At 47.9% G+C, this 24,885-nt stretch carries 24 protein-coding genes; 15 read left to right on the top strand and 9 right to left on the bottom strand.

Annotated elements, in window-relative coordinates; translation table 11 throughout:
- The first annotated feature begins 23 nt into the window (after positions 1 to 23).
- From LYZ37_RS23870 to LYZ37_RS23890, 5 genes are all read left to right on the top strand, one after another.
- On the top strand, positions 24 to 266 hold the full coding sequence (locus tag LYZ37_RS23870; RefSeq protein WP_272788563.1) for a hypothetical protein: 243 nt from the start codon (positions 24 to 26) through the stop codon (positions 264 to 266).
- A 158-nt stretch (positions 267 to 424) separates the two neighbouring features.
- Positions 425 to 802 carry a hypothetical protein gene (locus LYZ37_RS23875; protein ID WP_272788442.1) on the top strand — a complete coding sequence of 126 codons (378 nt, stop codon included), beginning with the start codon at positions 425 to 427 and terminating at the stop codon, positions 800 to 802.
- Between the two features lie 183 nt (positions 803 to 985).
- Positions 986 to 1,324 (top strand): hypothetical protein, encoded by a 339-nt coding sequence (locus LYZ37_RS23880; protein ID WP_272788443.1) that lies wholly within the window; start codon positions 986 to 988, stop codon positions 1,322 to 1,324.
- A gap of 366 nt (positions 1,325 to 1,690) precedes the next feature.
- Positions 1,691 to 2,038: a hypothetical protein gene (locus LYZ37_RS23885; protein ID WP_272788444.1), complete on the top strand. Its 348-nt coding sequence runs from the start codon at positions 1,691 to 1,693 to the stop codon at positions 2,036 to 2,038.
- Positions 2,039 to 2,199: 161 nt separating this feature from the next.
- Positions 2,200 to 5,538, top strand: coding sequence for a DEAD/DEAH box helicase (locus LYZ37_RS23890; protein WP_272788445.1), 3,339 nt, complete (start codon positions 2,200 to 2,202; stop codon positions 5,536 to 5,538).
- A 555-nt stretch (positions 5,539 to 6,093) separates the two neighbouring features.
- Here the strand turns inward: LYZ37_RS23890 and LYZ37_RS23900 are convergent.
- Positions 6,094 to 9,318 (bottom strand): P-loop NTPase fold protein, encoded by a 3,225-nt coding sequence (locus LYZ37_RS23900; protein WP_272788446.1) that lies wholly within the window; start codon positions 9,316 to 9,318, stop codon positions 6,094 to 6,096.
- Positions 9,319 to 10,247: 929 nt separating this feature from the next.
- Here LYZ37_RS23900 and LYZ37_RS23905 point away from each other — a divergent pair.
- The 3 genes from LYZ37_RS23905 to LYZ37_RS23915 all read left to right on the top strand — a co-directional run bounded on the left by LYZ37_RS23905 (position 10,248) and on the right by LYZ37_RS23915 (position 14,514).
- Entirely contained in the window at positions 10,248 to 10,967 is a 720-nt protein-coding gene (locus tag LYZ37_RS23905; protein WP_069669735.1) for an SIMPL domain-containing protein, read from the top strand.
- Positions 10,968 to 11,570: 603 nt separating this feature from the next.
- On the top strand, positions 11,571 to 13,568 hold the full coding sequence (locus tag LYZ37_RS23910) for a hypothetical protein (protein WP_272788447.1): 1,998 nt from the start codon (positions 11,571 to 11,573) through the stop codon (positions 13,566 to 13,568).
- A 493-nt stretch (positions 13,569 to 14,061) separates the two neighbouring features.
- Positions 14,062 to 14,514 (top strand): hypothetical protein, encoded by a 453-nt coding sequence (locus LYZ37_RS23915; protein WP_272788448.1) that lies wholly within the window; start codon positions 14,062 to 14,064, stop codon positions 14,512 to 14,514.
- 92 nt (positions 14,515 to 14,606) lie between these two features.
- Here LYZ37_RS23915 and LYZ37_RS23920 read toward each other — a convergent pair whose 3' ends face one another.
- Positions 14,607 to 14,939: a YnfA family protein gene (locus LYZ37_RS23920; RefSeq protein ID WP_004747542.1), complete on the bottom strand. Its 333-nt coding sequence runs from the start codon at positions 14,937 to 14,939 to the stop codon at positions 14,607 to 14,609.
- 192 nt (positions 14,940 to 15,131) lie between these two features.
- On the opposite strand from LYZ37_RS23920, the gene LYZ37_RS23925 reads away from it, so the two are divergent.
- Positions 15,132 to 15,305, top strand: a complete 174-nt coding sequence (locus LYZ37_RS23925) for a DUF6435 family protein (protein ID WP_272788449.1) — start codon at positions 15,132 to 15,134, stop codon at positions 15,303 to 15,305.
- A 39-nt stretch (positions 15,306 to 15,344) separates the two neighbouring features.
- On the opposite strand, the gene LYZ37_RS23930 is transcribed toward LYZ37_RS23925, so the two are convergent.
- The 6 genes from LYZ37_RS23930 to LYZ37_RS23955 all read right to left on the bottom strand — a co-directional run bounded on the left by LYZ37_RS23930 (position 15,345) and on the right by LYZ37_RS23955 (position 18,843).
- Positions 15,345 to 15,560: a TIGR02450 family Trp-rich protein gene (locus tag LYZ37_RS23930; RefSeq protein ID WP_069669733.1), complete on the bottom strand. Its 216-nt coding sequence runs from the start codon at positions 15,558 to 15,560 to the stop codon at positions 15,345 to 15,347.
- 106 nt (positions 15,561 to 15,666) lie between these two features.
- A complete protein-coding gene (locus LYZ37_RS23935) occupies positions 15,667 to 16,128 on the bottom strand; it encodes a MaoC family dehydratase (protein WP_272788450.1) in 462 nt (153 codons plus the stop codon).
- Between the two features lie 121 nt (positions 16,129 to 16,249).
- Complete coding sequence (locus tag LYZ37_RS23940) at positions 16,250 to 16,960, bottom strand: HAD family hydrolase (protein WP_195877624.1); 711 nt, start codon at positions 16,958 to 16,960, stop codon at positions 16,250 to 16,252.
- Between the two features lie 99 nt (positions 16,961 to 17,059).
- On the bottom strand, positions 17,060 to 17,617 hold the full coding sequence (locus tag LYZ37_RS23945; RefSeq protein ID WP_004749124.1) for a nucleotidyltransferase domain-containing protein: 558 nt from the start codon (positions 17,615 to 17,617) through the stop codon (positions 17,060 to 17,062).
- A gap of 174 nt (positions 17,618 to 17,791) precedes the next feature.
- Positions 17,792 to 18,328, bottom strand: a complete 537-nt coding sequence (locus LYZ37_RS23950) for a GNAT family N-acetyltransferase (RefSeq protein WP_171381521.1) — start codon at positions 18,326 to 18,328, stop codon at positions 17,792 to 17,794.
- Positions 18,329 to 18,372: 44 nt separating this feature from the next.
- A complete protein-coding gene (locus LYZ37_RS23955; protein WP_069669731.1) occupies positions 18,373 to 18,843 on the bottom strand; it encodes a cold shock domain-containing protein in 471 nt (156 codons plus the stop codon).
- A 512-nt stretch (positions 18,844 to 19,355) separates the two neighbouring features.
- Here LYZ37_RS23955 and LYZ37_RS23960 point away from each other — a divergent pair.
- From LYZ37_RS23960 to LYZ37_RS23985, 6 genes are all read left to right on the top strand, one after another.
- The gene (locus LYZ37_RS23960; protein ID WP_004747530.1) at positions 19,356 to 19,652 is read left to right on the top strand and encodes a hypothetical protein; all 297 of its coding nucleotides are present in this window, start codon (positions 19,356 to 19,358) and stop codon (positions 19,650 to 19,652) included.
- A 430-nt stretch (positions 19,653 to 20,082) separates the two neighbouring features.
- Complete coding sequence (locus tag LYZ37_RS23965; RefSeq protein ID WP_272788451.1) at positions 20,083 to 20,862, top strand: substrate-binding periplasmic protein; 780 nt, start codon at positions 20,083 to 20,085, stop codon at positions 20,860 to 20,862.
- A 667-nt stretch (positions 20,863 to 21,529) separates the two neighbouring features.
- Entirely contained in the window at positions 21,530 to 21,967 is a 438-nt protein-coding gene (locus LYZ37_RS23970; RefSeq protein WP_272245841.1) for a phage regulatory CII family protein, read from the top strand.
- Between the two features lie 197 nt (positions 21,968 to 22,164).
- Positions 22,165 to 22,653, top strand: coding sequence for a RadC family protein (radC, locus tag LYZ37_RS23975; RefSeq protein WP_195877629.1), 489 nt, complete (start codon positions 22,165 to 22,167; stop codon positions 22,651 to 22,653).
- A 99-nt stretch (positions 22,654 to 22,752) separates the two neighbouring features.
- The gene (locus LYZ37_RS23980) at positions 22,753 to 23,298 is read left to right on the top strand and encodes a hypothetical protein (protein WP_272788452.1); all 546 of its coding nucleotides are present in this window, start codon (positions 22,753 to 22,755) and stop codon (positions 23,296 to 23,298) included.
- A gap of 30 nt (positions 23,299 to 23,328) precedes the next feature.
- Positions 23,329 to 23,592: a hypothetical protein gene (locus tag LYZ37_RS23985; protein ID WP_239956223.1), complete on the top strand. Its 264-nt coding sequence runs from the start codon at positions 23,329 to 23,331 to the stop codon at positions 23,590 to 23,592.
- A 24-nt stretch (positions 23,593 to 23,616) separates the two neighbouring features.
- On the opposite strand, the gene LYZ37_RS23990 is transcribed toward LYZ37_RS23985, so the two are convergent.
- A complete protein-coding gene (locus LYZ37_RS23990) occupies positions 23,617 to 24,612 on the bottom strand; it encodes a GlxA family transcriptional regulator (protein WP_272788453.1) in 996 nt (331 codons plus the stop codon).
- Positions 24,613 to 24,885: the final 273 nt, after the last annotated feature.

Here is a 24,885-nt window from a genome sequence, read left to right on the forward strand (position 1 = left end):
TAGTGATTCAATCAGGAGGAAGTATGAACATTAGATTTTGTGAGAAGTGTAAGATGAACACTGAGCACAAAGAAGTTATGAAGCAGAAACCATCTGAATATGGCACGTCTCGGAAAGAACAGTTCAAAGCGTTTTTAAGTGGGTTCTTTAGTGGTTCTGCTGCGTCATTGCCCGGTGGTGTTTCTTTGGAGTTAACAGATAGATATGTTGTTTGTTCTGTTTGTGGTGAGACTACTCTAGAAAACTGCGGTGATGAATTTCAATAATCCTCTGCCCTGAGATAGCTAACAAACCGCTTAACTAGGATTGCTAACACTCGGCAATTTTTATTCCTGTCGGGTACAGTGTTTACGGTGGTCTGGTTAAGTGTCTCGGTATGTGTTGCTAGCCACTTAGCAGGGCGTTATGTTTATAGGAGAGTTCTGTGAGTGGAGTGAAAATTCCATTTGGTTACGATTCAAATCGAAACCAAGTAACAATTTTGAATTACTTACCTTTGGGAAGACCTGATCCAATATATTGTGGTGGAAAAGGCTGTGAAGCAGAACTTGAGTATGTTTCAGCTAGTCAAAGGGTTGGTAAATCAAGGATAACTCAAGTCCCTGCTTACTTCAGGCTGGCGAAATATGAAGATCATTCAATTACTTGTTCTTTTGCTACAAAAGGCAAACAAGTGATTGACGCAGCAGGTTCAACAAATGAAGTCCTTACTGCCCTAGCTAATGGGAGTCGGGTTTTTCGCATTCATTTGATGGATGAGAAAGACCAAATGAAAATGAAAGGTAAGGAAAATAACTTTTAAAAATCATAACCATGACACTGTAAAACGAACTTATAGAACACGTGGTAGAAAACTGCCTTATGTAAATAATCTAAATGGTTTACTTGACCTTTATGAATATGGGAGTAAAACCCCAATGATGCGTCAGTCAATTTTTGTTATGGTGGATAAAGAAAAATTAAGGTGGGATGAATTTTTTTTGATGTGAAGCATTATGATGAATTACATCAAAAGGTACTTGCTAATGGTACGGTTAAAGCTGCTGTTATAGGGCAGGTTAATAAAGTCAATTTTAGTACCTCAACTGGGCGTTTTTCGTTGGCAGAGTTTTCTCCAAAATTTCAAGGTAAAGGGAATAATATTTACCCCATCGCTCGTTTAAAGTTTGGCTTAAACCATAATTTCATCACGCCGGGTAAGAAAGTATTGTGTTTTGGGTCATTTAAGTTAGAACATGACGTGTCTAAACGTATAGTTCCTTCTAACAGAGGACATGAATTAGTTATGGGGTTGGCAGCACCATATCAGTGGCTTGAAATATAAACATAACAACGGCTCAAGAGTGATTCACAACGCTTGGCGCTTTCACCTCACTCTAGTTTTGTGCTCAAACACTATGCCGTCCCTGCGCGACCGTTTCGTGAGTCCTTGATGGTGCGAATGGGCGAGCCATTTGCGTGCGGTAAGCTGCTGAAAAATAAACGCTCTGTCATTTTTGTGTCTTGCTTGGCTTACAAGGCGATACACGTCCTGTCTATCAATAGACGGTACGGAGCGGTAATTTGTCCCACGGCACAAACACTTACACAGAGGAGGACCATCATGGCAGCAACTACAATTGGGTTAGTATTGGCGATGGTGCTGATATCCAGCCTGGAGTCGTAAACCATTCAGTATTCAACAAAGTGGTTGCTGCCCCTATGGCTGAGCGCGTTTTCCGCGTTAGCAGGTCAATCGCTAGATCTAACCGTAGTGGCGTTAACTTACGGCGATTCTGTCATTTCGGCCGACATTGGCCCAGATAGTCGTTTTAAAGTCAGCAACCGCAATGACACTGAGCATATCGAGTTTTCAGGTAGCGTAACGAAAACATCGCACGATTACCTAGTCGATGTCAGGGTGGTGGTCGATAAGATCGCGAGTTACGGAAGACGTGAGCTCAACACCACGATGTTGGTCGAGAACGAGCAAGTGGACGCGCCAATAGTGATAGGTGGGGTCAATGAGGAAGTGTTTAGCCTGACATTACGGCGCTGAGCGCGTCCCAGCAGTGCTGCAATTCGCTAAACGTGTCTTGCAGCACTGCGAAATACTTGATGTCACGAATGGTTGTTGTCACGAGGATTTGATAAGGTGATGAAAAATAAGTCTATGAATAGTAGGCGTAAAAATAACAACGTAACCAAGGCTAGTGGCGAATGACTAATCAGCAACGGGCAATCGATGTCTTGATGGCATGGCATCGTATTGAATTTTTCCAAGTGTACGCTTTGCCCAGCAAAGACGATGAAGAATTAACCCCACGCGACATCAACTTCCAAGAGCTTCAGCATCAGGGGGATCAAGTACTGCCTTGGTTTACTCCCCATAATTTACGCCAGTTTGGGTTAGATCCGGAAAAAGCGACGCGTTATACACTGAATTTAGGCTTGTTTGATAAATCCGCCCTGATCAAGATCGTCGATCAAACGCAGGGCGCGTCGCCGTCCTCACTATCGGCGCAACAGGCCATTGAGATTGAACAACGGCTGGATAGTGAAGGAGAGAGCTGTTTTGCTCAGTTGACGGTCGATGAACATGGGATTATCGATCGTGATTCCTTGATGGTCAGCACGCTACCTTGGGCGCTCGGTTGTCTCCTCAATCAGGAGTTAGCCAGCCTAACTTACGGTCACTTTAGGCGCAGTATCAAGGGTCTTGAGGAGCACATGGATCGCGTGTTTGCCGAGCATGGGGCGATCGCCAATGCGCAACTGATAAGTGGACTGGTCGCGCTGTTCTATCAATGGGCGAACCTGGATTATCGCACGCTGTTACCAGTACCAGATAGTCCAGTGCCTTGCATTCGATTGTCGTACTTGCAATTTGAGCGTAAACCAGCGTCTGACCAACGCGCCACGAACTCCGCCAAGCCGAGAGAAGCCGATCCGAATGACGTGGAAGACGAAGACGACACCGACGTCAATGACACGACCATCCCGATCCTGAACAGTTTCTATATCGAGGACATTGAAAGAGCGATCAATAGCATCCGGCAGGGCACGGCAGGCCAAGGTCTGATGCGTTATTTAAGTCAATCGGCTCACCGTCACGTCGATCTATACACTGACCAAGCGTTGCCTTTGATCGCGCAGCACTTAAGCCCAGAGCGCACGCCAGCCGGTCGTTGGCCATCTTCCCCCCAATACAATATGTCGTTGATGCAACAGTTCGCGGTGAACACCACGTTTAAAGAGCTGGGTCAGGAAGGCCTGATGTCGGTCAATGGTCCACCTGGGACAGGGAAAACCACCCTATTGCGCGATATCATTGCTGAAAACTTAGTTGAGCGCGCTAAGCGCCTAGCTGCACTGAGTTATCCGGCGCAAGGTCTCGATCACAATGGCTACTTAATCGCCTCGTTAACCGGTTTCGAAATGGTGGTGGCGTCTTCCAACAATGCTGCAGTGGAAAACATCTCGCGTGAGCTGCCGCAAAATGATTCGATTGATGACGACTATCGACCACAGATGACGTTCTTCAAGTCGGTGGCCAATCAGTTGGCAGCGCGTAAGCGAAAAGGCAAACTCCAGCCCATTTTGGCGCCGGAGCAGCAATGCTGGGGCCTGATTTCTGCGGCGATGGGGGCAAAAGCCAAAAGAGACGACTTCAGTCAACGCTTTTTCTTTGACAAGTACTACGGTGATAACGTCCCAGCCTCGCGGCCAGACAGCAGCGATTTTCTCAATTTGTGGCAGCACTTTAAACATGTCACGTGCGTGTCATTTGCGCAGGCAAAGCGCGACTTTGAGCAAGCCTTAGCCGCGTTTGAGCAAGCCCGCGCCCGTCAGGTCCGCTTTGTCACTCTCAAACAAGACCTGAATGCAAAGCAACAGCAAGTGCTGGCGCTCCAGCAGGCATCAAGAGGATTTGTTGAGCTTCGAGATCGCGCTGAGCACCAACTGCGTCAGCAAGAGTCACAGGTGGCCTCTTTATCCGAGCAAATAGACGCCACGCAGGACAGTATCTCCGCACTGACGTTGCAGCGTCCCGGTTGGTTTGCACGCTGGTTTAATACCGCAAAGAGCCGCCAGTATAACCAGCAATGGGCCGCTCTGTACCAGCAATCTTCACTGTTGAAAGCCAAGCGCAATAACCACAGTGGTCAACTCGCGACTCTTCGCTCTGAGCTGTCCGAGGTCGCGATGCAGCAACAGGCGCATGAAAGGCAGATAGAGAGTGAACAACACGCGCAACGCGCATTACAAGCTGAGTGGGTGGCGCTTAGCCAACACATCCATCCGGATAGTGTACCCAAGCCCAGTGCCGCGATTGATCAGGCGTCACTGCAGCAAAATGCGTATTGGCAAGAGCGAGCGATTAATGATCTGCGCTCGACCGTTTTCATCACTGCGATGACCTTGCATCAAGCGTGGCTGTATGAAGTGAAACGGCATAACGCTTTTAAGGACAAGGTGTTTCAACTTTCCGATTGTTTGAAAGCCAAGCCTCATGAATTGAACAGCCACAAGTTATGGCAAATTCTGTTTATGTTTGTTCCGGTGATCTCGACCACGTTTGCGTCGCTGGGGCGCATGTTTGCTAACCTCGAAGAGCAATCGATCGGCTGGTTGATGATCGATGAGGCTGGGCAAGCGGTACCGCAAGCCGCCATTGGTGGTTTATGGCGGGCCAAACGCACGGTTGTGGTTGGCGATCCCTTGCAGATTGAACCGGTATTTACCGCGCCACCGGTGTTGGTCGACCACCTGATGGAGCTGTCCCTTGGCGACGAGAAGCATCAATGGAGCCCGGAAAATTGGTCGGTGCAAGAGCTTGCCGACCGCGTCAACCCCTACGGTTGTAGCCTCACGGTACAAGGGCGGGCGAAGTGGATTGGGATCCCACTGTGGGTGCATCGCCGCTGCATCAATCCGATGTTTGCCATTGCCAATAAAGCGGCGTATCAAGAGCGCATGATTCACGGCAATCACGTCGATAACCGTCATGTGCCCAGTGTGGTTCATGATCAACTGGGCCCCAATCGCTGGGTGCAAGCCGACGGCCAATGTGTCCGCAAGCAGTTTTATCCTGAATTGGGTCTCGAGACGCTCAAGATCTTGCATCGTCTGGTGAGCCAAGGCGGCGCATTAAAGGATGTGTATGTGATCTCGCCGTTTAAAGCCGTGAAGCATGAACTCAAGCAATACTTGAGACAGCACGGTCAAGCGCTGCAACAAGACAAAGGCTTGGCGACGTTCATCAAACACAACATTGGCACCGTGCACACGTTCCAGGGAAAGGAAAGCCACACGGTGATTTTAGTTCTCGGCTGTGATCGCAACAAACCTGGTGGAGCGGTTTGGGCGTCGTCCAAACCCAACTTGCTGAACGTCGCGGTCACGCGTGCCAAGAAAAATCTGTTTGTGGTTGGTGATTCACGCGTTTGGGCCGACAAACTCTATTTTTCAGATTGTTTTGTTCAACTGAATGAGCGTCCTGAATGTCCAGACTGCCCGGCAGTGGATCCGGCGTCCTCCACCGAGGACACGATGTAGTGGCCAGCGTTACACTGACTTGTTTAGCTAATTTGATGTGGTAGTCAACTTTGCTCAGCCCTATTGGTCACAATTTTCAGCTGAGCCGGTCGCGGTCGTTGAGTCGAAACTGTTGAGGCAATTCGTGCGACTGACCGCTCTCGACGTGTTTAAAATCCAAAGCTCCGGGATCTAGCTATCATTGCCAGCTTATTTATGCCCCAAAATCACTTAGGTTAAATACTCTACACAATTCAGAGGGCGCGCGTTTACCCTACTAAAACTTATTCGATTGAGTTTATAACTCATCATTCCCGTTACTAGGCGACATATTGCTGTCTAACTTCTCTTTATGCGTATAACAGTCTGTTTAAGAGTGATTCTCAACGTGTGGCACTTTTACCATGCGTTGGTTTAAGCGATTAAGGTGGTATGCGGCGGCATAGGTATTGCGTCTCAATTAGTACAATTTAATGGTAAAAAGAGACTGATATGCTCAGTCTCTTTTTACGTAGTGCATTGAAATATCCACGCCTTGTATAGTACAAAGACAACTATTGTTGCTTGACCTAAGAACTACGCAGTCTCCTCATTTGGTAAAGAAATGTCATCTTCCTCTTCAATGATTAGCTGCGTTAGGCTACCTACTTCAAATTGCTCAGTGAGGTTTTTGACTGCTTGACTCAGATTAATACGTTTTGCCTCGCTCCATGAGATTTGACTAAGTTCATCAATTTGTTCAGAAAACCAGTTTACAGTACTTTGTGAAGTAGTGTTTTCTATCAAGCTTATAATTGTTGACATGGAAGCTTCACTTTCAAAGTCGGGAAGACTAATGTGTTTTCCAAGTTGCTCAATAATATAATATTTTTCTGATGCATCTACTTGCTCTTCTTTTATCAATGATGATAGGGCACGCTTGAGTCTACCTAGAGAGCTAGTTGGCAGCAGCGGTAGGAGGGCATCAAACATTTTAGAGCTAGAGCTGTTTGCATCAAATGAGCGATATTCTTCAATTAGCGCACTAGTTAGGCTGGAACTGTACTTGATTGTTTTATTGTTTAGGCGATACCACTCGGATATTGCCTTCAAAGCAGCAGGGCAACTTAAGAACTGATTTTTCCAAAATTTAATGTCGTTCTCTTCGGAATCAAACCAAGATATAACAATGTCATTCCAAGTCTCATTATATGTTAGACAGTCAAGTATGGATTCGTGTGCCCAAGTTGAAATATCACTATCTGAATGGTACTTTTTCCAGCCTAGTAATTTATCTAGAGTTTGTTCAATATCACTTTCATTAAAGTATGCTCTAAGGATAGGGTAATATTTTTCAAACATATCAGAGATGTTCAGAGCATTAACTCGCCCATTAGTAATTAGTAATGCTATGCGTTGTTTTACTTTTTCTGGTAGTTTGTCGTTCTGTAGTGCAGTAATTAACTGCTGGTAGCGCGGGACAAACACAAGGATATCGTCTAAAAGGTCACCTTGCCCCTCTTCATCGTAGTAGTTATCAAGTAAGTTCTCTATAATTGTAGAGTTTTCATATTGTTGCTCTAAGCTATCTGATGCAATAGCTGATACTAATGTGATGGCAGACCAATAATTAAAAAACTCTGATTCCTTTCGTTCAGGTATCATTTTTAAGAGTTCAATAGTTGTGTTTGTGTGTGCGAAGTCTGATGTATGCAATACTTGGGGGTAGTCGGCATCTGAATACGAATAATCTAAGAATTGTCTTGAGCTGAATTTAACCAAACCTACACTGAAGTGCTTCGCCGCATGCATAATTAGGTCATTCGAATCAGAAAACTCTAGCTCTGATATTGACTTAAAAAGACTTTTTAGACTAAGACTGCCTAAAATGCTCCCAGCTATATCCCAGTGAGGAAAGTTATGTTTGTTAGGCCAAAGGTATTCCAGAAAAAACGTTATAGAAGGATTTGACACTTTTCTAAGCGTTAGTTTTTTGTCGGAGACAGTTTCTATACTGTGGAGTTTGGATAGAATATCTTCATTTTCTGATTTCTTAGAAACATCTTTATAAAGCTCTTGAGATAGTGCTGTATGCTCAGTTGCCAATCTTGCTGTTGAGAGCTTAATACCTCTGCTAATTAAGTGTGAGTATGCCTCTATCAACTGAAGGTCATATGTAGAAGTAACATCTTTGTATTGTTCTAAATAAGAATTGATACTTGGAAGCCATTTACTTAACCAACCTTCATGCTTAGGTTCATTTTCATCTGATTCAGATGCAAGTTTTACCAATTCATATGGGTCACTTATACTGATCAAACGTTGGAATGCCACATCAAAGCCATATATCTCTGATAGTTCAACAACTTCATGTGCATCGTATGTTGCGACAGCTCTGCGCAAAGGATCTTCTAGAAGCTCACTTCTAGCTATATCTGTGCTGGTTTGGAAATGAATGCTCATTATTTGTTCCGACCACTTTTGATCGGTGAGTATTTTTCTAAGAACTTTGCGAGTTAAAACTATACTTTGTTCTTCATTTTGATCTCCAATATCTGCATTGGTTGCAATTAGATCAATAAAGCTAACAGTCTCGGATTTTTGGACTAGAAGGTAAGCAGAGCAGGCTACTGCCGATATTTTTTCTGGGTTTGAAGCCAAAGCTACGGCAATTTCATTGATGTGTGTTTTTAAGAAACGTGGAGTAATTTGTTTTATTGGAGAAACCCAAATATCAATAAGCTCAGAACAAAGCTCAATGCCAGCCTCATCTTGTAATGTTTCATTCCAATAATGTTCAAATGGTCCTCGCCAGCCCGCAGAGACTACTGGAGGAGTTCTAAATTTTACTGGTAGTCTCTTTAGGATGAACTCGGAGCCATCGCTGTTTTTGTCATCAGATAGTGCAGTAGCAACATGTTTTTCAGAGAACGGAACAATAACCCTCAAATTACTGTTTTCACACGAAGTGAATATCTCTAGATCACTCCATACTTCTCGAACCTTTTCCTTGTCTACTCTATCAAGATTGTCGATTACTAGGACTACATTTTGTTCATCAGGAATTGAAGAAACCATTGTCTGGAAAGCTTCTTTTAGTTCACTTGGTCCGACTTCACGAGTGACGTGAAACTTCTCGGTGATTTTATCTACGGAATTACGTTTGAATATATCGCCAATGTTTGGAACTAATCTTTCATTGTCTGGCTTATCTTTTTCCTGTCTGCGTTTAAATAGCATCAGTAGTATGACTAAGATAGGGGAAATCCCTAGGCTTGTAGTGATTGTCTCATCTAAACCAAATGAATATTGGGATGTATCTGTAAAGAAGATTGATAGGGTGAAAAAAATGTACTCTAGAGAGTCTTTGGCGTATCTAACGGACAACAGTAAAGAGATAGCAAATGCAACGGTATACCAGCTAATGTTGCTATTAACCCGTTTAGTATAAGTAAGGTCATGCCCCAGCGCTCTATCAGCAGCTCTGATAACCTGCCTTTTGATTCGTTTAGATTTTGAAGAACCATCTGAGCCAAATAACTCTACTAACTTATCTCGAAGGTGCTTTACAAATGAGGCTTTGGTTGATGCACAGTGAAATTGCTCGACGTCAAAGGTGATAAATTTGTATATGTCATTAGGCAATTGTTGTTCTAAAAAGCGAAGCACAGTGCTTTTACCTGACCCCAACTCTCCCTCTAGCCCAATAGCATGAACATCAGGTTGATTTAATATGACTTGCTCCATCGCGTTAGCAGTATGGCTATGCCCGCCACTGCTAAATAGGTCTTCGTCTGCTGGCTTTTCTATCTGATACTTCATAAGTCACCTGTTCATTTATCTATGAACATAATATCACCTTAATCAGCACATTGTTGTGAGTTTAACTTCAAACTTTTGCGTACATTTTCATGGTCAAATAGAGATAAATGATAAAGATACTAGATATTGGTGATAGTTGATGCCTGGGGGGGCCATGTCAACGAATTATGAAGATGTACGTAATTTGAGTTTTGAAGAAGGTAAAAGATATCGTATTGACTTTTTCGGTGGTATCAAAGCTGCAAATGTAAAGACAACAAAACTTCGGGTATTCCCATGTTTGTTTCCTCGTAACAGAGCAGGAGAACGGTAGAAGTGAAGTTGTTGAGTGGGGCTGGGTACATGTAACTCCGTTTCTATTCGAGACGAATATGTCGGTAAAAAATTGGTTTATGAAGATAGCTAACCGACACACTGTTTGACCATTGATACTGGAGTTGCGAACTCAAATAGGGTTGTGCTTGATGATTTGGTCAACATGGCGGCATTTGGAAACATCGATGTATTTACGCTATTTGACAGGCGTGATATTCGTTTTGGTCTCCGTGGGCGATATGAGTCAGTTTTGGTGTGCGAATTTAATGTAAGAGCAAAGAAGAGACATTCAATTCTGTAGTGAATCAGGGAGTTTGGCCTGCCACATGTAGGCTGGTCGCTTGGTTACAATACTAGAAGTAATCCGAAAAATCAGGGCTCTGTATGGTTCACAACTCAGAAATGTCCAAATATGAGTATAAAAATTAGTTGGTAACAACTTGAGCGCCATGACGGTTTCTAAGTTGTGCGTGTTGTCCTTTGTCTCAAGTCTGCTTTGATGTCGTCGTTTTCTTACAACGAGTCAAGTGTTAGTCTTTTATGGCTATTTTATTGACATTAGTTGGTTAAGATAATCAATCTATATGTTTTCTATAGTGTAGTAAGGAGCGGGAATGGAACGAGTTTCCAATAAGTCGTCACTGTGGTTAGGAGTATGTCTGATCGTGGGGCTGGGAGTATTAGGGTTCTTCATCCAGCAGACGGCTATAAAGTATAAAGCGTACGAGCGAGTGGTTACTGTAAAAGGTTTGTCGGAGCGTGAGTATCAAGCCGATACCGTGATTTGGCCGATCCAGTTTACGGTGGCGAAAAACGATATGTCAGCGATGTTTGAGGACATCGACCAGCAAACCCAGTTGGTACTGGATTTCCTGAGTGCGAAGGGGTTAGAAGAGTCGAGCGTATCATTGTCGTCGCCTTCGGTGATTGACCGTAAAGCGCAGCAGTATGGCAATGAGCAGGATATTGAGTATCGCTATCTAGGCAGCCGTACAATCACGGTCTACAGCCAGAAGGTTGATGTGGTCAGAGCGGCCATCAATGAAATTGGGGAGTTGGGCAAGCAAGGGATATTGCTCAATCAAGATCCCTATTCAAACCGGGCCAACTACAGCTTCACGCAGTTGAATGACATCAAACCAGATATGATTGAAGAAGCGACCAAAAACGCCCGTGAAGTTGCGGAGAAATTTGCCAAAGATTCTCAGAGCTCATTGGGGAAAATTAAGCGCGCTACACAAGGGCAGTTTTCGATCTATGATCGTGACAGCAACACGCCTTACATTAAGAAGGTTCGTGTGGTCTCTACCGTGCAGTACTACCTCTCGGACTAACGTTTTTCGTTTAAACAGACTTCAAAGCCAGCGAGACAACGCTGGCTTTTTTTGATCTGAGCCTCAGCACGTTTCATCATCGCCACCATAGTTCATGCGCCGAGTTCGTGACTTTGGTCGAGCGAATGCGTGTGTCAGGAAGCGAAGAAGGCTTATATCTATTGATTGTTGCATCCATAATGGGCTTGGGTATTGGGAGCTAGATCGACTTATCAAAGCCGCCTTTTTGCGATGAGTTCGCTGTATATCGCAGTAAAACGCGAATGTTTTCTCTACGAAAGTGAAGAATAATGAAATATTAATTTTATCATTAAGGTGTCCATTCTCTATCAAATCCACTGCGATTCCGCACAATGCCCATCCGATTGCCGACATCTCGCGCGTTTCATATTGAGCAATAAATAGTCAATGAGTAGCATCTCGATTGCACAAATAATAACCAAAACTGTGTTCGGGTATTTAACCCCTATTGTTCCTAATAAGTCTAAATAATAATGATTATTGTCAACAAGTTGGTTGGGTTATTAAAGGTTCGCACATCGTTATTCATGCTCTAACAAGGAATAACTACACCTAACATAGAAAGAAGTCTGGAGTGAAATTATGAATGTTTTAAGATCCATGATTTACCTATCGCTGGTTGGCTATATGTCGGCCCCGTTTGCGACGGAGGCAAGCTTCGCGCCTATTGTGGTCGGGGCGCCATATGAAGATAGCTTAGCCGCACAACCAGGATCCGATTCTGCGCCTAACTCTGGTGCGGTGTACCTCAAATGGAAAACTCTACAAGGGCAACTGGGTACGGCGCTCATTAAAGCGCCTAACGCGGAAAGCTCGGATAAATTTGGTGAAGCCGCCATTCTATCTGGGAACAATCAAGTCTTGCTGGTCGGTGCGCCAGGTGAGTCGGGCTGTGGGGCCAATGTTGGGGCGACCAAACACGCCAACCTCATTGGCACCAACAGCCGAGTTACTTGCTTTTCGTATGGAATGGAGAGTAACGCAGATTCTGGCAATCCATTAGATTCCGTCTCCATTGGCGCGGCCTATGTATTCGAAGGGCAGGGGCAGTTTGCAAGCAACAATCAGTTTGAAACAAGTGCAGGACATAAGTTGCTTGATTTTACTACTTACATCAAAGCGCCTAACCCCAGCCTTTGGGATAACTTTGGTGGGGTGGTCCACATCAGTGGTGATGGAAAGACCATCGCGATTGCCGCAACAGGCGAAGACAACTGCGGCATCGGTGTCGGCGGCACGGGCGTTAATCCAAATCAGCGCCTTGGTGGGCACTCAGTCTGCGGCCAGTACGTACACCCAGGTATGGATGACAACAGTGCCCGAGATTCTGGGGCGGTGTATATCTATAAAAAAAGCAACAACACTTGGGTGTTGGACGCGTACCTAAAAGCGCCAAACACGGATCCTGGCGATATGTTTGGTTCTGCCTTGGCGCTGGACTCGGATGGGGATCAACTGCTAGTAGGGACCCCAGGGGAAGATAACTGCGGTACCGGTGTGGGTGGCCAAGGGGCGAACGCAAATCAACGCCTTGGTTATGGCTTCGTGTGTGGGACAAACCCTAATCCAAGCCTGTGGGATAACTCGGCCAGAGATTCTGGGGCGGTGTACCATTATGCGCGCGAGAATGGTCAGTGGGTGCTGAAAGAGTACATTAAAGCCTCAAACACCGACGCGGGAGATTTGTTTGGTAGTGCCCTGTCGTTTGATCATCAAGACAACAAAATCGTGATTGGTGCGCCGGGGGAGTCTGGCTGCTCAGCTGGGATTGATGGGGCGCTACCGAATCCTAATAAGAAGATCAATGGTGAAAGTGTTTGTGGTAACTCGCCGCTTAACAGTAACGTCAAATTGGACAACCGGATTGGCAAGTCAGGCGCGGTTTATGTGTTTGCTTACGATGACAACAATGCCAATTTGAAGGAAGTGGCTTACATCAAAGCGCCAAACCCTGACGCGAACGATCAGTTCGGCGCCAACTTATTTATCGACAGTGTGGGCGGCCTGATGATTGGGGCTCCTGGTGAAGATAACTGCGGTACGCATGTGGATGGTACAAACAACAAAGCCCCATGCCAAAACCCCGGTTTGACCAACAACCAGGCTCTGGATGCGGGGGCGGCTTACGTCTACAACGACAACAATTATGCCAACACCAAAGTGGCGTACAGCTTCTTTAAATATGTGAAAGCGCCAAGTGTCCATGCCGGCGATGTGTTCGGAACTAACCTAGCGGCAGTAACTGCGTTGGATGCTCAAGATCCAACGATTCAGATGGTCTTTTCTGCGCCGGGTTATGACAAACCGGGGATGACGGACACGGGCAAGGTCTTTGTGTACACCAAAGAGTCGGCCAACAAGTTGCGCAAGAGCTTTGGCTTTAATGGCAAGCTACCAAACGGTGAAAACTCAGTGAGTAACTTTGATTACTTTGGCGGCTCAGCGCTTGGAGGCAGTGACACCTCGGTAACCAGTTCGGTCGGCAATCAATGTACGATCGTGACCGATTATCTAACCGGTAATGAAGTCAGCCTGAAAGACTTTATTGACTGTATTGCAGGGTTTGGACCCGGAAACTAAATTCCATTTAAGGATTCTCAAGTAGAGTTGAAGGATGAGTTCACCAGATGAGGGCTCATCCTTTTTTAGTTATCAAGGAGGAAGGTATTTCTTCTTTAAGGGGACGGTTTATCAGCCCAGAGGCGTGGTCTAATCGGATCGTTGGGCTATCTTTCTTCAATCCGGCGCTCAAGAACTGGTAATCATTGACACGCTTATTCCTCACCGATATTCTGCTCTCGCACTGGCAAAATCCAGTGTCAGGATTGGAACCCTGTTTTCACTCACTAGGCGCATGTTACGTCCGTTTTTGAAACGAATGTTATGTGCGGTCTCAGCACATCTGTAAGAAATGGAACGGATAAATCGTTCACTTGGCATTACGGTGGGCTGGGCAGGGCAGCTTCGGCTGGCCGTGTCCTAGTGTGCGGTAGTTCCAACCTTGTTCAGTTCACCACCCTTTGTTTTGGGGTCTCTGAGTGGTGAAGGGAAACTTCATTTCTTGGAGGTTGCGATGCCGATAAACCCTCAAATCTTACGATCCCTCGATGAGGCGTGCGCCCGCGCGCTGTGTGACCGAACTCAATTACCCCTACAAACCGAACGGATCTCAGGGCTGCTCGACCAACTTTGGGACGATTTGGGCGAAGAGTTTTTCTGGTTAGAGGCGACGTTGTGGAAAGCATTAACGGAGTCGGAAGGCTCGTTTTCGTTGTGTCTACTTAAAGCGCCGCATCGTAACCGCTATCGCCTGTGCCTTGCCCAAGATGTCGACCAGCATATTTACCAGTTGAACCAGCAAAGCGGTGAGCCTGTCGAGCTGGTGGCGGTGATGAACTGGGACACGCTCAATGACGCCAGCATGTCACCACTGATTCTCGATGGGTCACTGGATTCGCGCTGGTTTGCGCTGAGTTCGCGTCAATTACATCACATAATGGATGTCTTCGAGCGTCATCGCGAATGATGCATCTTGTGAGCTCTGTTCTCCGCACGCCTTTTTGTGCTGGGGAGACCGGCTTGCTGGAAAGTCGCTTGCGTACCTCATAGTGTCATCGGTTACGGGGTTCTGGGCGCGAACATGATGATGGCCATACCAAGCATCGCCACAGAGACTCCCACGATATCCCACAGAGTTGGGCGAAGACCGTCCACGAGCCACAACCATAAGATTGCGACAAAGATATACACGCCGCCGTAAGCGGCATAAACCCGACCAGCGGCGGTTGGATGCAAGGATAACAGCCATGCGAAAAGCGCAAGACAGAGCGCTGCGGGCACTAAAAGCCAGGCAGATTTGTCTTCTTTGAGCCAAAGGTAAGGCAAGTAGCAACCCAGAATTTCTGCAACGGCGGTGAGAAAGAAAAGCCCCATTGTTTTCACTTCAAGCACGTTATTTTCCTATAGAGATTATTCGTTGGCGGTACCCATCGTGCCTGAGTCTTTCAGGTTAAGGCAAGTTAAACAGGGTCAGCGGCTCCAACGACCCCTTTCGCGTACGTCGAGTGGGCGTTGTTGTGCTCTGGGTTAATCTTTTTGCGTCCAAACGACGTAACTAGACAGAGCACCCAACGGAGATAAACAATGTTTTCACTATTTAAACGTGACTCGACCAAGAAACTGAAGAAGCAATATGCTGCAAAACTCGAGCAGGCGATGCTCGCGCAAAGAAGAGGGGACATTCGAACCTATTCGCTTTTAACCGCGCAAGCGGAAGAATTAGGTCAGCAAATCGAAGCCGTCCAGAGTCAACGCTGAGCGCCTGTGCAAGAAACGTTGAGAAAGGGGCAACGTTGCTTACTTCCAGCCATACGCCCACTTATCGGTATTTTTGAGCTCTTTCCAGTCAATGGAATACTCGCCGTGAGTCATCACCGCTTCCAAGGTGCACGATCTTACGGAGCCATCTTCTGCGTAATCAACATCGGACACTAAGAAGTGCTTCTCACGCTTTTGCGGCTGCAGGGCTGTCCATTTACTGTTGAGTAACTTGGCAGGGTTAATTCGATTCATCATAGGCTCGTCATGTTGTCGCTGTATCCCATGTCTTACGGGGCAGCGCTGCCAAAGTTCAGCGGCGAGCCACTCTTTATCAGTTAAGACGCGACGAAGGAGAGGGTCATTCAGGCACTATCTGGACGGCGAGCCAAACGGCGACTAACGCGGGCTTCTTTTCCCCTTCGATTTCAACCACCACTTCGCTTTTAAAGGTATAGTGACCGGGGCGCTTTTCGTCGACGGTCAGCAATTTTGCACGCGCGCGAATGCGGCTATTCACGGTGACCGGGTGGATAAAACGCACTTTATCAAACCCATAGTTGATCCCCATGCTTGCCCCTTCCAATTGGTACCCAAAGCGCTCAGCAAAATGGGGCAGCATGGACAGGGACAGCAAGCCATGGGCAATGGTCGAACCAAACATGGTGTCTTGCGCTTTGATGGGATCCGTATGGATAAACTGATGATCTAAGGTGCAGTCAGCAAATTGGTTAATCTGCGCTTGGCTGACGACAAACCATTCGGTTGGCTCTGTCTCAACACCAATGTAGTGAGCGATGTCATCCTTCGAGATAACGTTCATAGCGTCCTTTTAGCAGTGAATTCGAGGTTAAACAGCCACCGAGTGTATCAGACAAGCCGAGCGCAACTGGAATGACTTCAAAGAGAGGCACGCTGAGTGAGCACGCCATTTAAGCGGCGAGTTAGGCGTATGTTCCAATGAGATCATAGAGCTCGTCAACCGAGCGTGCCGTGTAGTCAGGCTGACACGACCACGATTCCGGCGCCGCGCCACTGTACGCTGCGGCCACAGCAATGACGCGAGCGTTGCCCCCCAGCGCAGCTTGAAGGTTACGAGCAAATTGGACATCAGCCTCATGATCACCGATGTACATCAAGCATTGGCTGGTGCGATGGCCGAACATGGCGTCAAGACATTGAAGGCCACCCAGAGCCTCCGGTTTTTGATGGCCATGAGACACGTCGTCATACCCGACAATGGCCTTGAAAAAAGCCGCTAGCGCATGGTTTTCCAACACACGACGAATGTTGCTCTGTGAATTTTGCGAGCATATGCCGTGAGGCAGGAAGGAGAACTCGGTGACCACGTCTTTGATCCCTTCAAACAACAAGACCTGCGTGGTATTTTTCTCTTGGTGCTCGGCCCACATGCCCCCCGCCAGGCGCATTTCCTGTTGGGTTAATCCATAGTAATCAACGTAAAGCTCTTGCCAGTTTTTTGCGCTGTGGTTGGCGACATGGTAGGCCTCTTCGTTGCGTAAACACTCTGGCAAACCGTCCCCAGTCAAACGGGGAGCAACAATGGATAAAATGGTCTTGGTTATCTCAATATTTTTAGGCACAGAGTTTACCAGTGTCCCATCATAATCCCACAGCACCGCCTCCAATTTCATGGTTCCCTCTCCATTCAAACACGAGATCTAAACGTACTATTTATCACAAAATCAATGAGTTGGACAATATTGCCGAGTCGGCTGGGAGCAGGCACACCGTTACCATTGCGCAACCAGTTTCTTCAAATGGTGCTTTGCCAACTCATGATCACCACGACTCATCCATTTGATACAATCAAACAATTCCCACGTTATTCCTTCGTCGCCGTTCGTGTAGGCCGGAAAATCTGCGTGCTTTGGTGCCGGTTCGTCCGTTACCCGTTGCTCGATGAGGCCATTTTTATCAAACAGCACCTTAAATGGCTTAGACAGACTCAAGGGTTCACTCACATCTAAACAGTGAATCTCTGCGCTCGTTAAGTCATTGAAAATGTATTTTTTAAAGTAAGCGTTCTCATTATGGAAGCCCTCGAGCAGGTAGAAGATGTCTTTATCACGCTCAAACGCGGAGAAGCAGGCCTCGCAAGATTGATGAAAGTTATTCTTGGTAAACACAAGAATATCGGCATCCGAGACACGGTCACCTTTTCCCGCGGCCAGTGAACCCAACAGGACCGCCGCGACCGCGTCATTTTCAGAATGAAACGCCGAGTACGCGGATTGAACCAAGGCATTTTGAAGAGGAAGATGGGCCAAGTTTAGCTTTTCTGAAATCACAATTTGCTCCGTTTGTTTCGCGTTAGAGCCGCGTAGGGGCGCTTGAATGAGGGACCTGCCTTCACGCTCAACATAACGTCCGCGACCAAGCTGTGAGTAAACCAAAGTCAGGGTGAAGTGGCAATAGCAACGTACTCATTGGCGCTGGCATTGAGAGCGTGGGCCGTTTCGAGGCTAAGGCGCATACCGCGCGAGCCATTCTGACCGCAACACACCGTATTTGACCGAGTCATAGTATTCGCCATTGTAATAGCGGACTTTTCGAAGCCGCGCTTCTTGCTGGAAACCCAGCTTCAGGGCCAATGACATCATTCGAGGGTTTCCCGACCAAGTGGTTAACCCCACCCGTTCGATGATCTGACTATTGAACAGATACGACACCCACAAGGGAAGCGCTAAGGCTGCAATGCCTTGCCCCCAATACGCAGGATCGTAAATGACCACGCCGGCTTCAAGCCAACGCGTTTCTTCGCATTCCCAGTAACAGCTCACCGTGCCGACGGGGAGGTCATCGACGGTGATCAACTGTAAGCTTGCGCCGGTTAACAGGCGCTGAAACGTTGTCTTTTCGAACTGCTCCAACGAGGGAGGTGAGTATGAAAAGTACGGACCGTTAAATTGCGTCCATTCGTCATTTGAAATGACCAAAGCGTGGAGACGCTCAAGTTCACTTTCCCTTGCGGGTCTGATAGTGACTGTCTGTTGTGCCACGGTGCTTCCTTCTATTCATTGCATCTTATGGGTGGGTATCCCGTTTATTGGCCGCACCACTGCTGCTCACAAGGTACGCCATCGCGATCACCATCAATCTTCACGTTGGGGCAATGTGCCAAGTAAAATTTCGCCTCATGACACGATGTCATATGGCTACAGCGCGTTTTCCCCTCACACTCGAAACCGAGTTTGTCATCTTCAGGGGCGCGTTCTGGGGCTTGATAAGTGAGGAAGCTGACTACGCCAAGGGCGATACCGACTAAGACCAGTACCGGTAAGATAGACAAGGCGAAATTTCCTCTTGCGGGCTCCACGCCAACAAACGAGACGAGATGAGCCCGGGTTTTCCCCTTATTTAACTCAATGCGAAAATCGACTTCATCGCCAACTTGAGGACGCCTGAACCCCGGTTCAAATTCTGAGATATGGACAAAAATATCCCCTTGATAGTCGTCCGAATGAATGAAGCCAAACCCGCGATCATCTCTCCACCGGACAATGGTACCTTTCATGGTTAACGTATTCCTCTTGGTGATGAACAGCCTAGCCCTCTGTGAGAGGATTGTTGGGCGACCCAACCTTCAGGCTCTGCTATCCGTAAAGTTCGTTTTTCCTTTTCTGAACAATACTTTACCCAATAATTTTACTTGGTGAAAGCGTTTGCCTCGAAGAGCCGTGTATGACGGCTTGAGTGGCGTAATGACGTCAGGGCATCCTTAGCGAGGCCCAAAGGTGTCATCGCCTTTGACGCTGTGAGTCGGTGACAAGGGCAGGGATCTCACTGTGGGGCTCCGTCGTCTTTGCGCTTGCCTGTGACCTATCCCCCCTCAGAGCCTTCAGCACAAGGGTAAAGTGCACGCAGGCGCCCTTGTACTGGCGAACCGTGAGTGGGGCATGGACAGGCCAGCAACGACGACATACCCCCAACACAGGAGAGAGCCCATGAACCATCTACCCCTCACACACACAGTGCATGGCGACGCTGACCACGTTAGGTCGCTGTTCGCTCAGGAGGACAAACGCAATGCCAGCTAACTACTACTCAACCGCCGTCTCTTTCACGCTCGGAGAGGTCGTGATGACCCAAGGGATACAAGCGTTGCTCGACGGACGTCCCGAAGCCCTGCTGAGGCCACTCTTACTCCGCCATGAGAGTGGTGATTGGGGTGAGTGCGACATAGAAGACAAGAAAGCCAACGACGTGGCCACTCGTCGAGGTGGGCGGATCGTATCGGTATACCGATTTTCCGGTCAGCGCGTCTGGCTGATCACCGAAGCGGGTCATCAATTGACCACGGTGTTGCTGCCCAGTGAATACTAACTAAGGGGCCTAGGCCCCTTGAATGGATTGTAGCTTTCAATCGTTGGCGTATGGATCGTTGTGTATGCCTTTCTTACCGGTACGCTATCTAATTTGATGAGTACGGCCGTATCTCTTTCACACCACTGGCGTCATCTAGCGCAATTGATTCGCGAGAGGACGAGCCATTCATCACGGCTAATCCTCGATTGCTTGCGGATAATCTACTGTTAAGGCGAGTTGATGATCAAGAGAAATGAGAGACTCGATTAGAGATTCAAGTGCATAAAGGTTGATTCTGATCGGGAGAGAAGGCAAATTACTTTAGGTAGATCTATGTGCAGTCTGGTTAGATGAGAACTGATCCCTTTTTAGCCCAGAGAAAAAGGTGCTCAATCGTTGTATGAATAACCTGACAATATCAAAAATGAATTGAGCCAAGGAGAGATCAATGCGGTACCTAGTTCTCGCTTTACTGTTGCTCCCCATTGTTTCATTTGCCTCCTCAAGCAAGACAATAAAACTCGCTTACTCAGATATCGAATCCTTCCCGTTTCAAATGGGCAATGGGAATGATGTTGCGACGCCTCCAGGCATATCTGTCGAAATCATAGAACAACTCGCCCATATGCTGCAGTTCAAAGTTGAATATGTGAGGGTACCAGGGAAACGAGTGCTTCAACATATCAAATCCAATGAAGTGGATGGCGGCTTTATTTTTTCCTACAACCATGAGAGGGCCCAATACGCACACTATCCCATTATCAATGGGCAAGTTGATAGTGCGTTGCGTATCGCCACGCTAGACTATTTTCTCTATAGGCTTAAGATTCAAAAGTTAGAATGGGATGGGGTAAAGCTATACTCTACTGGCCATCAGCCCGTTCTTGTTCATACGGGTTTTTCAATTATAGACACCTTAAAAGAAAATGAAATTAGCACACTTGAAGTGTCAAGCACGCAACACTTGTTTAAAATGTTGAGAAAAAGGCGAGTAATCGCTGTCGCCGTCCAGAGTAACATCGCTGACAGTTATATCGATGAAAATAAGCTAGCCAGTATCGAAAAAGTATACCCGCCCATATTAAGCAAATATTATTACTTGATTTTTAGCCATAGGTTTACTGAAAACAACCCTGAGTTAGTTAGGCAAATATGGAGAACTATCGGTGACATACGCGATCAGGTGACGGTGAATAGTATTAAAAAATACACCGCAAGGCATCACTAGGGGTTGTTCGTTAAAGGGTAATGTCAATCACCGCCAGAAGTGGTCGTGAGGTTACATGCCTAATATAACTTTTCATGTCTAGCCTAAGAGGCATCTCCTACTTCGGAACATACTCTGGCTGAGAAAATGGATTCAGTGACACCGCAACCAATATAAGTACACTTGCCCTGATATCGTCATGTGTCTGGTGTATTGAGCAATAGAATCTTATGCCCCCAAATACCAGACCACTATTCAGAATCCTGATCTTGGGTTGTGCCAGTACTCGTTCCCGTCAATTCGGCTTCAAAAAAGGCGTCCTTGTTGAATGTTGTCGTTAACGTCGCCTAAAGTCCGCGATCAGGCATGTATTTATCTGGCGCTCTCGAAAGGATTCGAGCCCTGTGACCTCTCCCTTGCTCGTGCGATGCGAATGCGCGCCTTAGCGCTTCGTGGGTCTCGCCATTTTATTATCCATTATTAAATTCAAAGTGAGACCCACGTCAAGGTCAAACGGCGATTGGTGCTATCCGGTTGTTTTCTCGATTGAATTGTCAGCCTGCCGCGTTGGCGCATTGGTTTATCGTATCGTCTTACCCTTGATGAGCCGCGACTGGCCAGAAGTTGGGCTTTTCTGTCTGGTCGCGCTTTGTTAGCGTGAGCACGCACACCCACTAGAGGAGGACTTATGGCAGAACGTCTCAACGTGAGGCAGCGGCAATTTGAACAGGCTTGCCGGCTTTTTTCACGTCAACACAACATGTTCCGTCTGGCGCCAAAATTGGGACTGACTCCGGTGACACTGCGCAATAAGCTCAATCCCGAGCAACCGCATGTGCTCAAGTGCGCCGAACTCGTTGCGCTGACCGAACTCAGTGACGATCCCTTGATTTTAAATAGTGTACTGAACGGGCTCAAGGTGGTGACGACGCCACCGCCGTCTGGAGCGCCGCCACCGCCGTTAACCTCGCTGATCTTAGCGCATGCCCTCGACACCGGCGAGCTGTCACGTGTTTTGTTGAGCGCCAGCAATGACACGCTTCGACGTGCCCAACGCGATGACATGCTGTACACCGCCCATATGGGGATCCGTCGCTTAGCGGATCTTATTCATCGGCTTCAGTAACCTTCATGTGCCGTTAACGTCATAGGGCAGACAGCCCGACTCTCTGGATCGGCCAGTGAGGCGTCAATGCCTCAGAACCCTTGCCCAAGCGGTCGTCGATCGCAAGGGAGGGCCAAGCCGCTACGCGCCCTTGCGATCGCCCCCCGCTCGGTCTGGCGGGTCGTCAGACGCCCGATAGCCGACCCAGGAGATACGTGATGAACGCGCCACTTTACCAAACGACCCTAACTCCGGTGTTCTCAGACGAAGAACAACACCTCTTGCAGCAAGCCGCGGCGGTGCTGAAATCCAAGCTGGTGCTCCTTGAGCAACCCGTGATGAATGCGCCGCCCATCGCCCAAGCGTTCTGCCAAACTCAATTGGCCGCTTGCGACGTGGAGATCTTTGGGGCGCTGTTTCTGGACAATCAACATCGGGTGCGCGCCTGTGAAGAATTGTTTCGCGGGACCCTTGATCAAGCCGCGGTTTACCCACGTGAAGTGGTGAAGCGTGCCATCGCCACCAGTGCGGCCGCCGTGATCTTGTTTCATAATCATCCGTCAGGCTGCGCGGAGCCGAGTCAGGCTGACCGCCGGATCACCCGCCGTTTACACGACGCCCTTGCGCTGGTGGATGTTCGGCTACTCGACCACTTTGTGGTTTCATTTGCTGACGTCGTGTCGTTTGCAGAGCGGGGCTGGCTCTGACGGCGCCCTTTGCAAAGGCCACGCCAGTCCGAGGGCGGTTGTAAATCTTCGCAGGACACGCGATAGTAGTGAGCAGAGCCTTGCCTAAGGAGCGCCATTATGAAACCGCTGGTGTATGAAATGGATGCGTGGTCGATGGCGACGCTCCCGCAATTGCTGGGGGCGTCACTGAGCCTACAGCCGTTGCTGGCCATGACTCAATCGGAGGTACCCGTCCTACAGGTGCCTTTTGTGGTCGGTGACGCGGTATTCGAGCTGAGCAATGAGTGGTATACCACCCCGCAAGGTCATGATTTCCATCTGCCAATACTGCGGCCGATGGAGGGCTTACCGACATGCTACCGCGCTCAACAGGATGGCGCAGCCTCGTCCCTCGCTGTGATTGAAGCGATCGAGATCCTCCGCCGGCGCAGTCGTGATGCCGAATGGCAGCACGGCGATCAAGGCGGCTGGGCAGCGAGCGACGAAACGCTGATCTACGACTGGGGGCTCAACCTATTGTTCACGGACGGGAGCGCGCTGTCGTTGGTGACCGAGGATGATAGGATAGACGGTGGATGGGTGGTGACACCTGACCGGGTGCGACCATCTTACCAAGAAGAGATTTGGCTGATTGAGGTCGATATTCGCGAGCGCATCGCATGACAGACTGGCGACGACAGAGGAGAGGTGACCATGACACACGGCACACCCCGTGATTACAGTCAGGTGGTATATCAGGTGTATTTTGAAGTGGGGGAATGGCAAGAGACGGCGTTCAAGGTATTGGCGTCTTTCGTCGGACCGGAGGCCTCGGGATCGATCCAGCGGTTGGAATTTGGCTATGTATTGGCCTTGCCGATCCAAAGCGTTCCTGAGGTGGTCAGGCAGCTTTGCCAACACAATATCGCTGTCTACCAAATCGTTCGTGGTGAGCAGATCACCTTGACCGAAGCTTAATCGAGAGGGGCGGGGCCCCCATCCTTAGTGGGCAGGCTCATGTTCACAATAAGATTGCGTCACTTTACGGTATTGAGTGGGCGTCATGTCATAAAACTTCTTGAACAGTAACCGGAAATGATTGATGTTGCTGTAGCCCACTTGACGGCTGATGGTTTCAATGTTCAGCCGGGTGGTACTGAGCTTGTCTCGTGCAGACGAGAGGCGCAGGCGCTGAATATAGTTAACCGGCACGTCGCCGGTTGCCGCTTTGAACCGTCGCGTCATCTGTTTTTCGCTTAAAAAACTCTTGCTTGCGCAGCGTGCCACGGTCAGATTGCCTGGGTGTTCATGATGCATCCAGTCTTGCAGTTCATGGATCAGCGTGTCGTTGTGCTGCCGATATTGGCCAAAACTGGTCAGGCAAATCCGCGCAACATTGGAAATGTCCCCCCCAATGTAGCGCTCACAATGCGCGCGATGCCCACTGCCGAACAACTCATCGATCATCAATAAGGTGGCGTCATAATAATCCCGCACGCTCGACGAGCAGATAAACGGCCCTTCGTGAGTGATTTTTAGGTGAGGCATCAGCTTGACACTGGGGTAGCGTTCCCGAAAGCCCGCCACATGTGCCCAATGGGTGGTGGCACTGCGATGATTGAGTAACCCCAACTCGGCCAGTAAAAACGTCCCCGTGCACAGGGAGACAACAAACTGGCTGCCGACGAGCTGCTGCGTCAACCACGTTTTGAGCTTGTCTGGCAGCAAATACGCTTCGTCACTTGGATCGCCACAGCAACCGAGCAAGAAAATGTCTGTTTTTTCAACTTGCTGCCACGGTGTGGGACAGGCAATCGTCAGTCCAGAAAAGGTGTGTATGTGCGCATCGTAAGGAGAGATATAACGCACATCGGGATCGGGAAGCCCGGCCAACTTGGCGGCAATGATTAACATCTCTACAGGACCGGTGATCGCGGTCGTCGGGACGTTATTGAGTAGTAAGGCGGTGATGCGTAAAGGTTTGCTAGGTTCTACCATCCGTTCGAACTCCCTTGTTGAGCCAGTCATAACATCACTATGCGCTGTAAATAGATCTGGTCGTTAATCAAAAAAGATGAATTATCAGTCATTCATGACGTGATAGAGTTTTTTGGTGTGGTTTTTAATTAACTGATAAATAAGAATTAATTATCTTCATGTCGCATTAATAACCAATTATGTTGATTGAAATAGTGTAATTACTCTATTTTTGTTCTGTGCAATAAGCGATTTGGCCGTGAGCGTATCGGCGCGAAGCTAGAAAATCCACCC

This window comes from Vibrio tubiashii, from assembly GCF_028551255.1.
GTDB classification, from domain to species: domain Bacteria; phylum Pseudomonadota; class Gammaproteobacteria; order Enterobacterales; family Vibrionaceae; genus Vibrio; species Vibrio tubiashii_B.

Excerpts from the sequence above, each read along its gene's own strand:
- LYZ37_RS23960 (WP_004747530.1), top strand. The coding sequence starts at position 19,356 with ATGCCAGCTAACTACTACTCAACCGCCGTCTCTTTCACGCTCGGAGAG.
- LYZ37_RS23910 (WP_272788447.1), top strand. The coding sequence starts at position 11,571 with ATGAATGTTTTAAGATCCATGATTTACCTATCGCTGGTTGGCTATATG.
- LYZ37_RS23935 (WP_272788450.1), bottom strand. The coding sequence starts at position 16,128 with ATGAACGTTATCTCGAAGGATGACATCGCTCACTACATTGGTGTTGAG.
- LYZ37_RS23925 (WP_272788449.1), top strand. The coding sequence starts at position 15,132 with ATGTTTTCACTATTTAAACGTGACTCGACCAAGAAACTGAAGAAGCAA.
- LYZ37_RS23930 (WP_069669733.1), bottom strand. The coding sequence starts at position 15,560 with ATGAATCGAATTAACCCTGCCAAGTTACTCAACAGTAAATGGACAGCC.
- LYZ37_RS23965 (WP_272788451.1), top strand. The coding sequence starts at position 20,083 with ATGCGGTACCTAGTTCTCGCTTTACTGTTGCTCCCCATTGTTTCATTT.
- radC (WP_195877629.1), top strand. The coding sequence starts at position 22,165 with ATGAACGCGCCACTTTACCAAACGACCCTAACTCCGGTGTTCTCAGAC.
- LYZ37_RS23985 (WP_239956223.1), top strand. The coding sequence starts at position 23,329 with ATGACACACGGCACACCCCGTGATTACAGTCAGGTGGTATATCAGGTG.
- LYZ37_RS23990 (WP_272788453.1), bottom strand. The coding sequence starts at position 24,612 with ATGGTAGAACCTAGCAAACCTTTACGCATCACCGCCTTACTACTCAAT.
- LYZ37_RS23970 (WP_272245841.1), top strand. The coding sequence starts at position 21,530 with ATGGCAGAACGTCTCAACGTGAGGCAGCGGCAATTTGAACAGGCTTGC.
- LYZ37_RS23890 (WP_272788445.1), top strand. The coding sequence starts at position 2,200 with ATGACTAATCAGCAACGGGCAATCGATGTCTTGATGGCATGGCATCGT.
- LYZ37_RS23905 (WP_069669735.1), top strand. The coding sequence starts at position 10,248 with ATGGAACGAGTTTCCAATAAGTCGTCACTGTGGTTAGGAGTATGTCTG.
- LYZ37_RS23915 (WP_272788448.1), top strand. The coding sequence starts at position 14,062 with ATGCCGATAAACCCTCAAATCTTACGATCCCTCGATGAGGCGTGCGCC.
- LYZ37_RS23955 (WP_069669731.1), bottom strand. The coding sequence starts at position 18,843 with ATGAAAGGTACCATTGTCCGGTGGAGAGATGATCGCGGGTTTGGCTTC.
- LYZ37_RS23940 (WP_195877624.1), bottom strand. The coding sequence starts at position 16,960 with ATGAAATTGGAGGCGGTGCTGTGGGATTATGATGGGACACTGGTAAAC.
- LYZ37_RS23870 (WP_272788563.1), top strand. The coding sequence starts at position 24 with ATGAACATTAGATTTTGTGAGAAGTGTAAGATGAACACTGAGCACAAA.
- LYZ37_RS23900 (WP_272788446.1), bottom strand. The coding sequence starts at position 9,318 with ATGAAGTATCAGATAGAAAAGCCAGCAGACGAAGACCTATTTAGCAGT.
- LYZ37_RS23980 (WP_272788452.1), top strand. The coding sequence starts at position 22,753 with ATGAAACCGCTGGTGTATGAAATGGATGCGTGGTCGATGGCGACGCTC.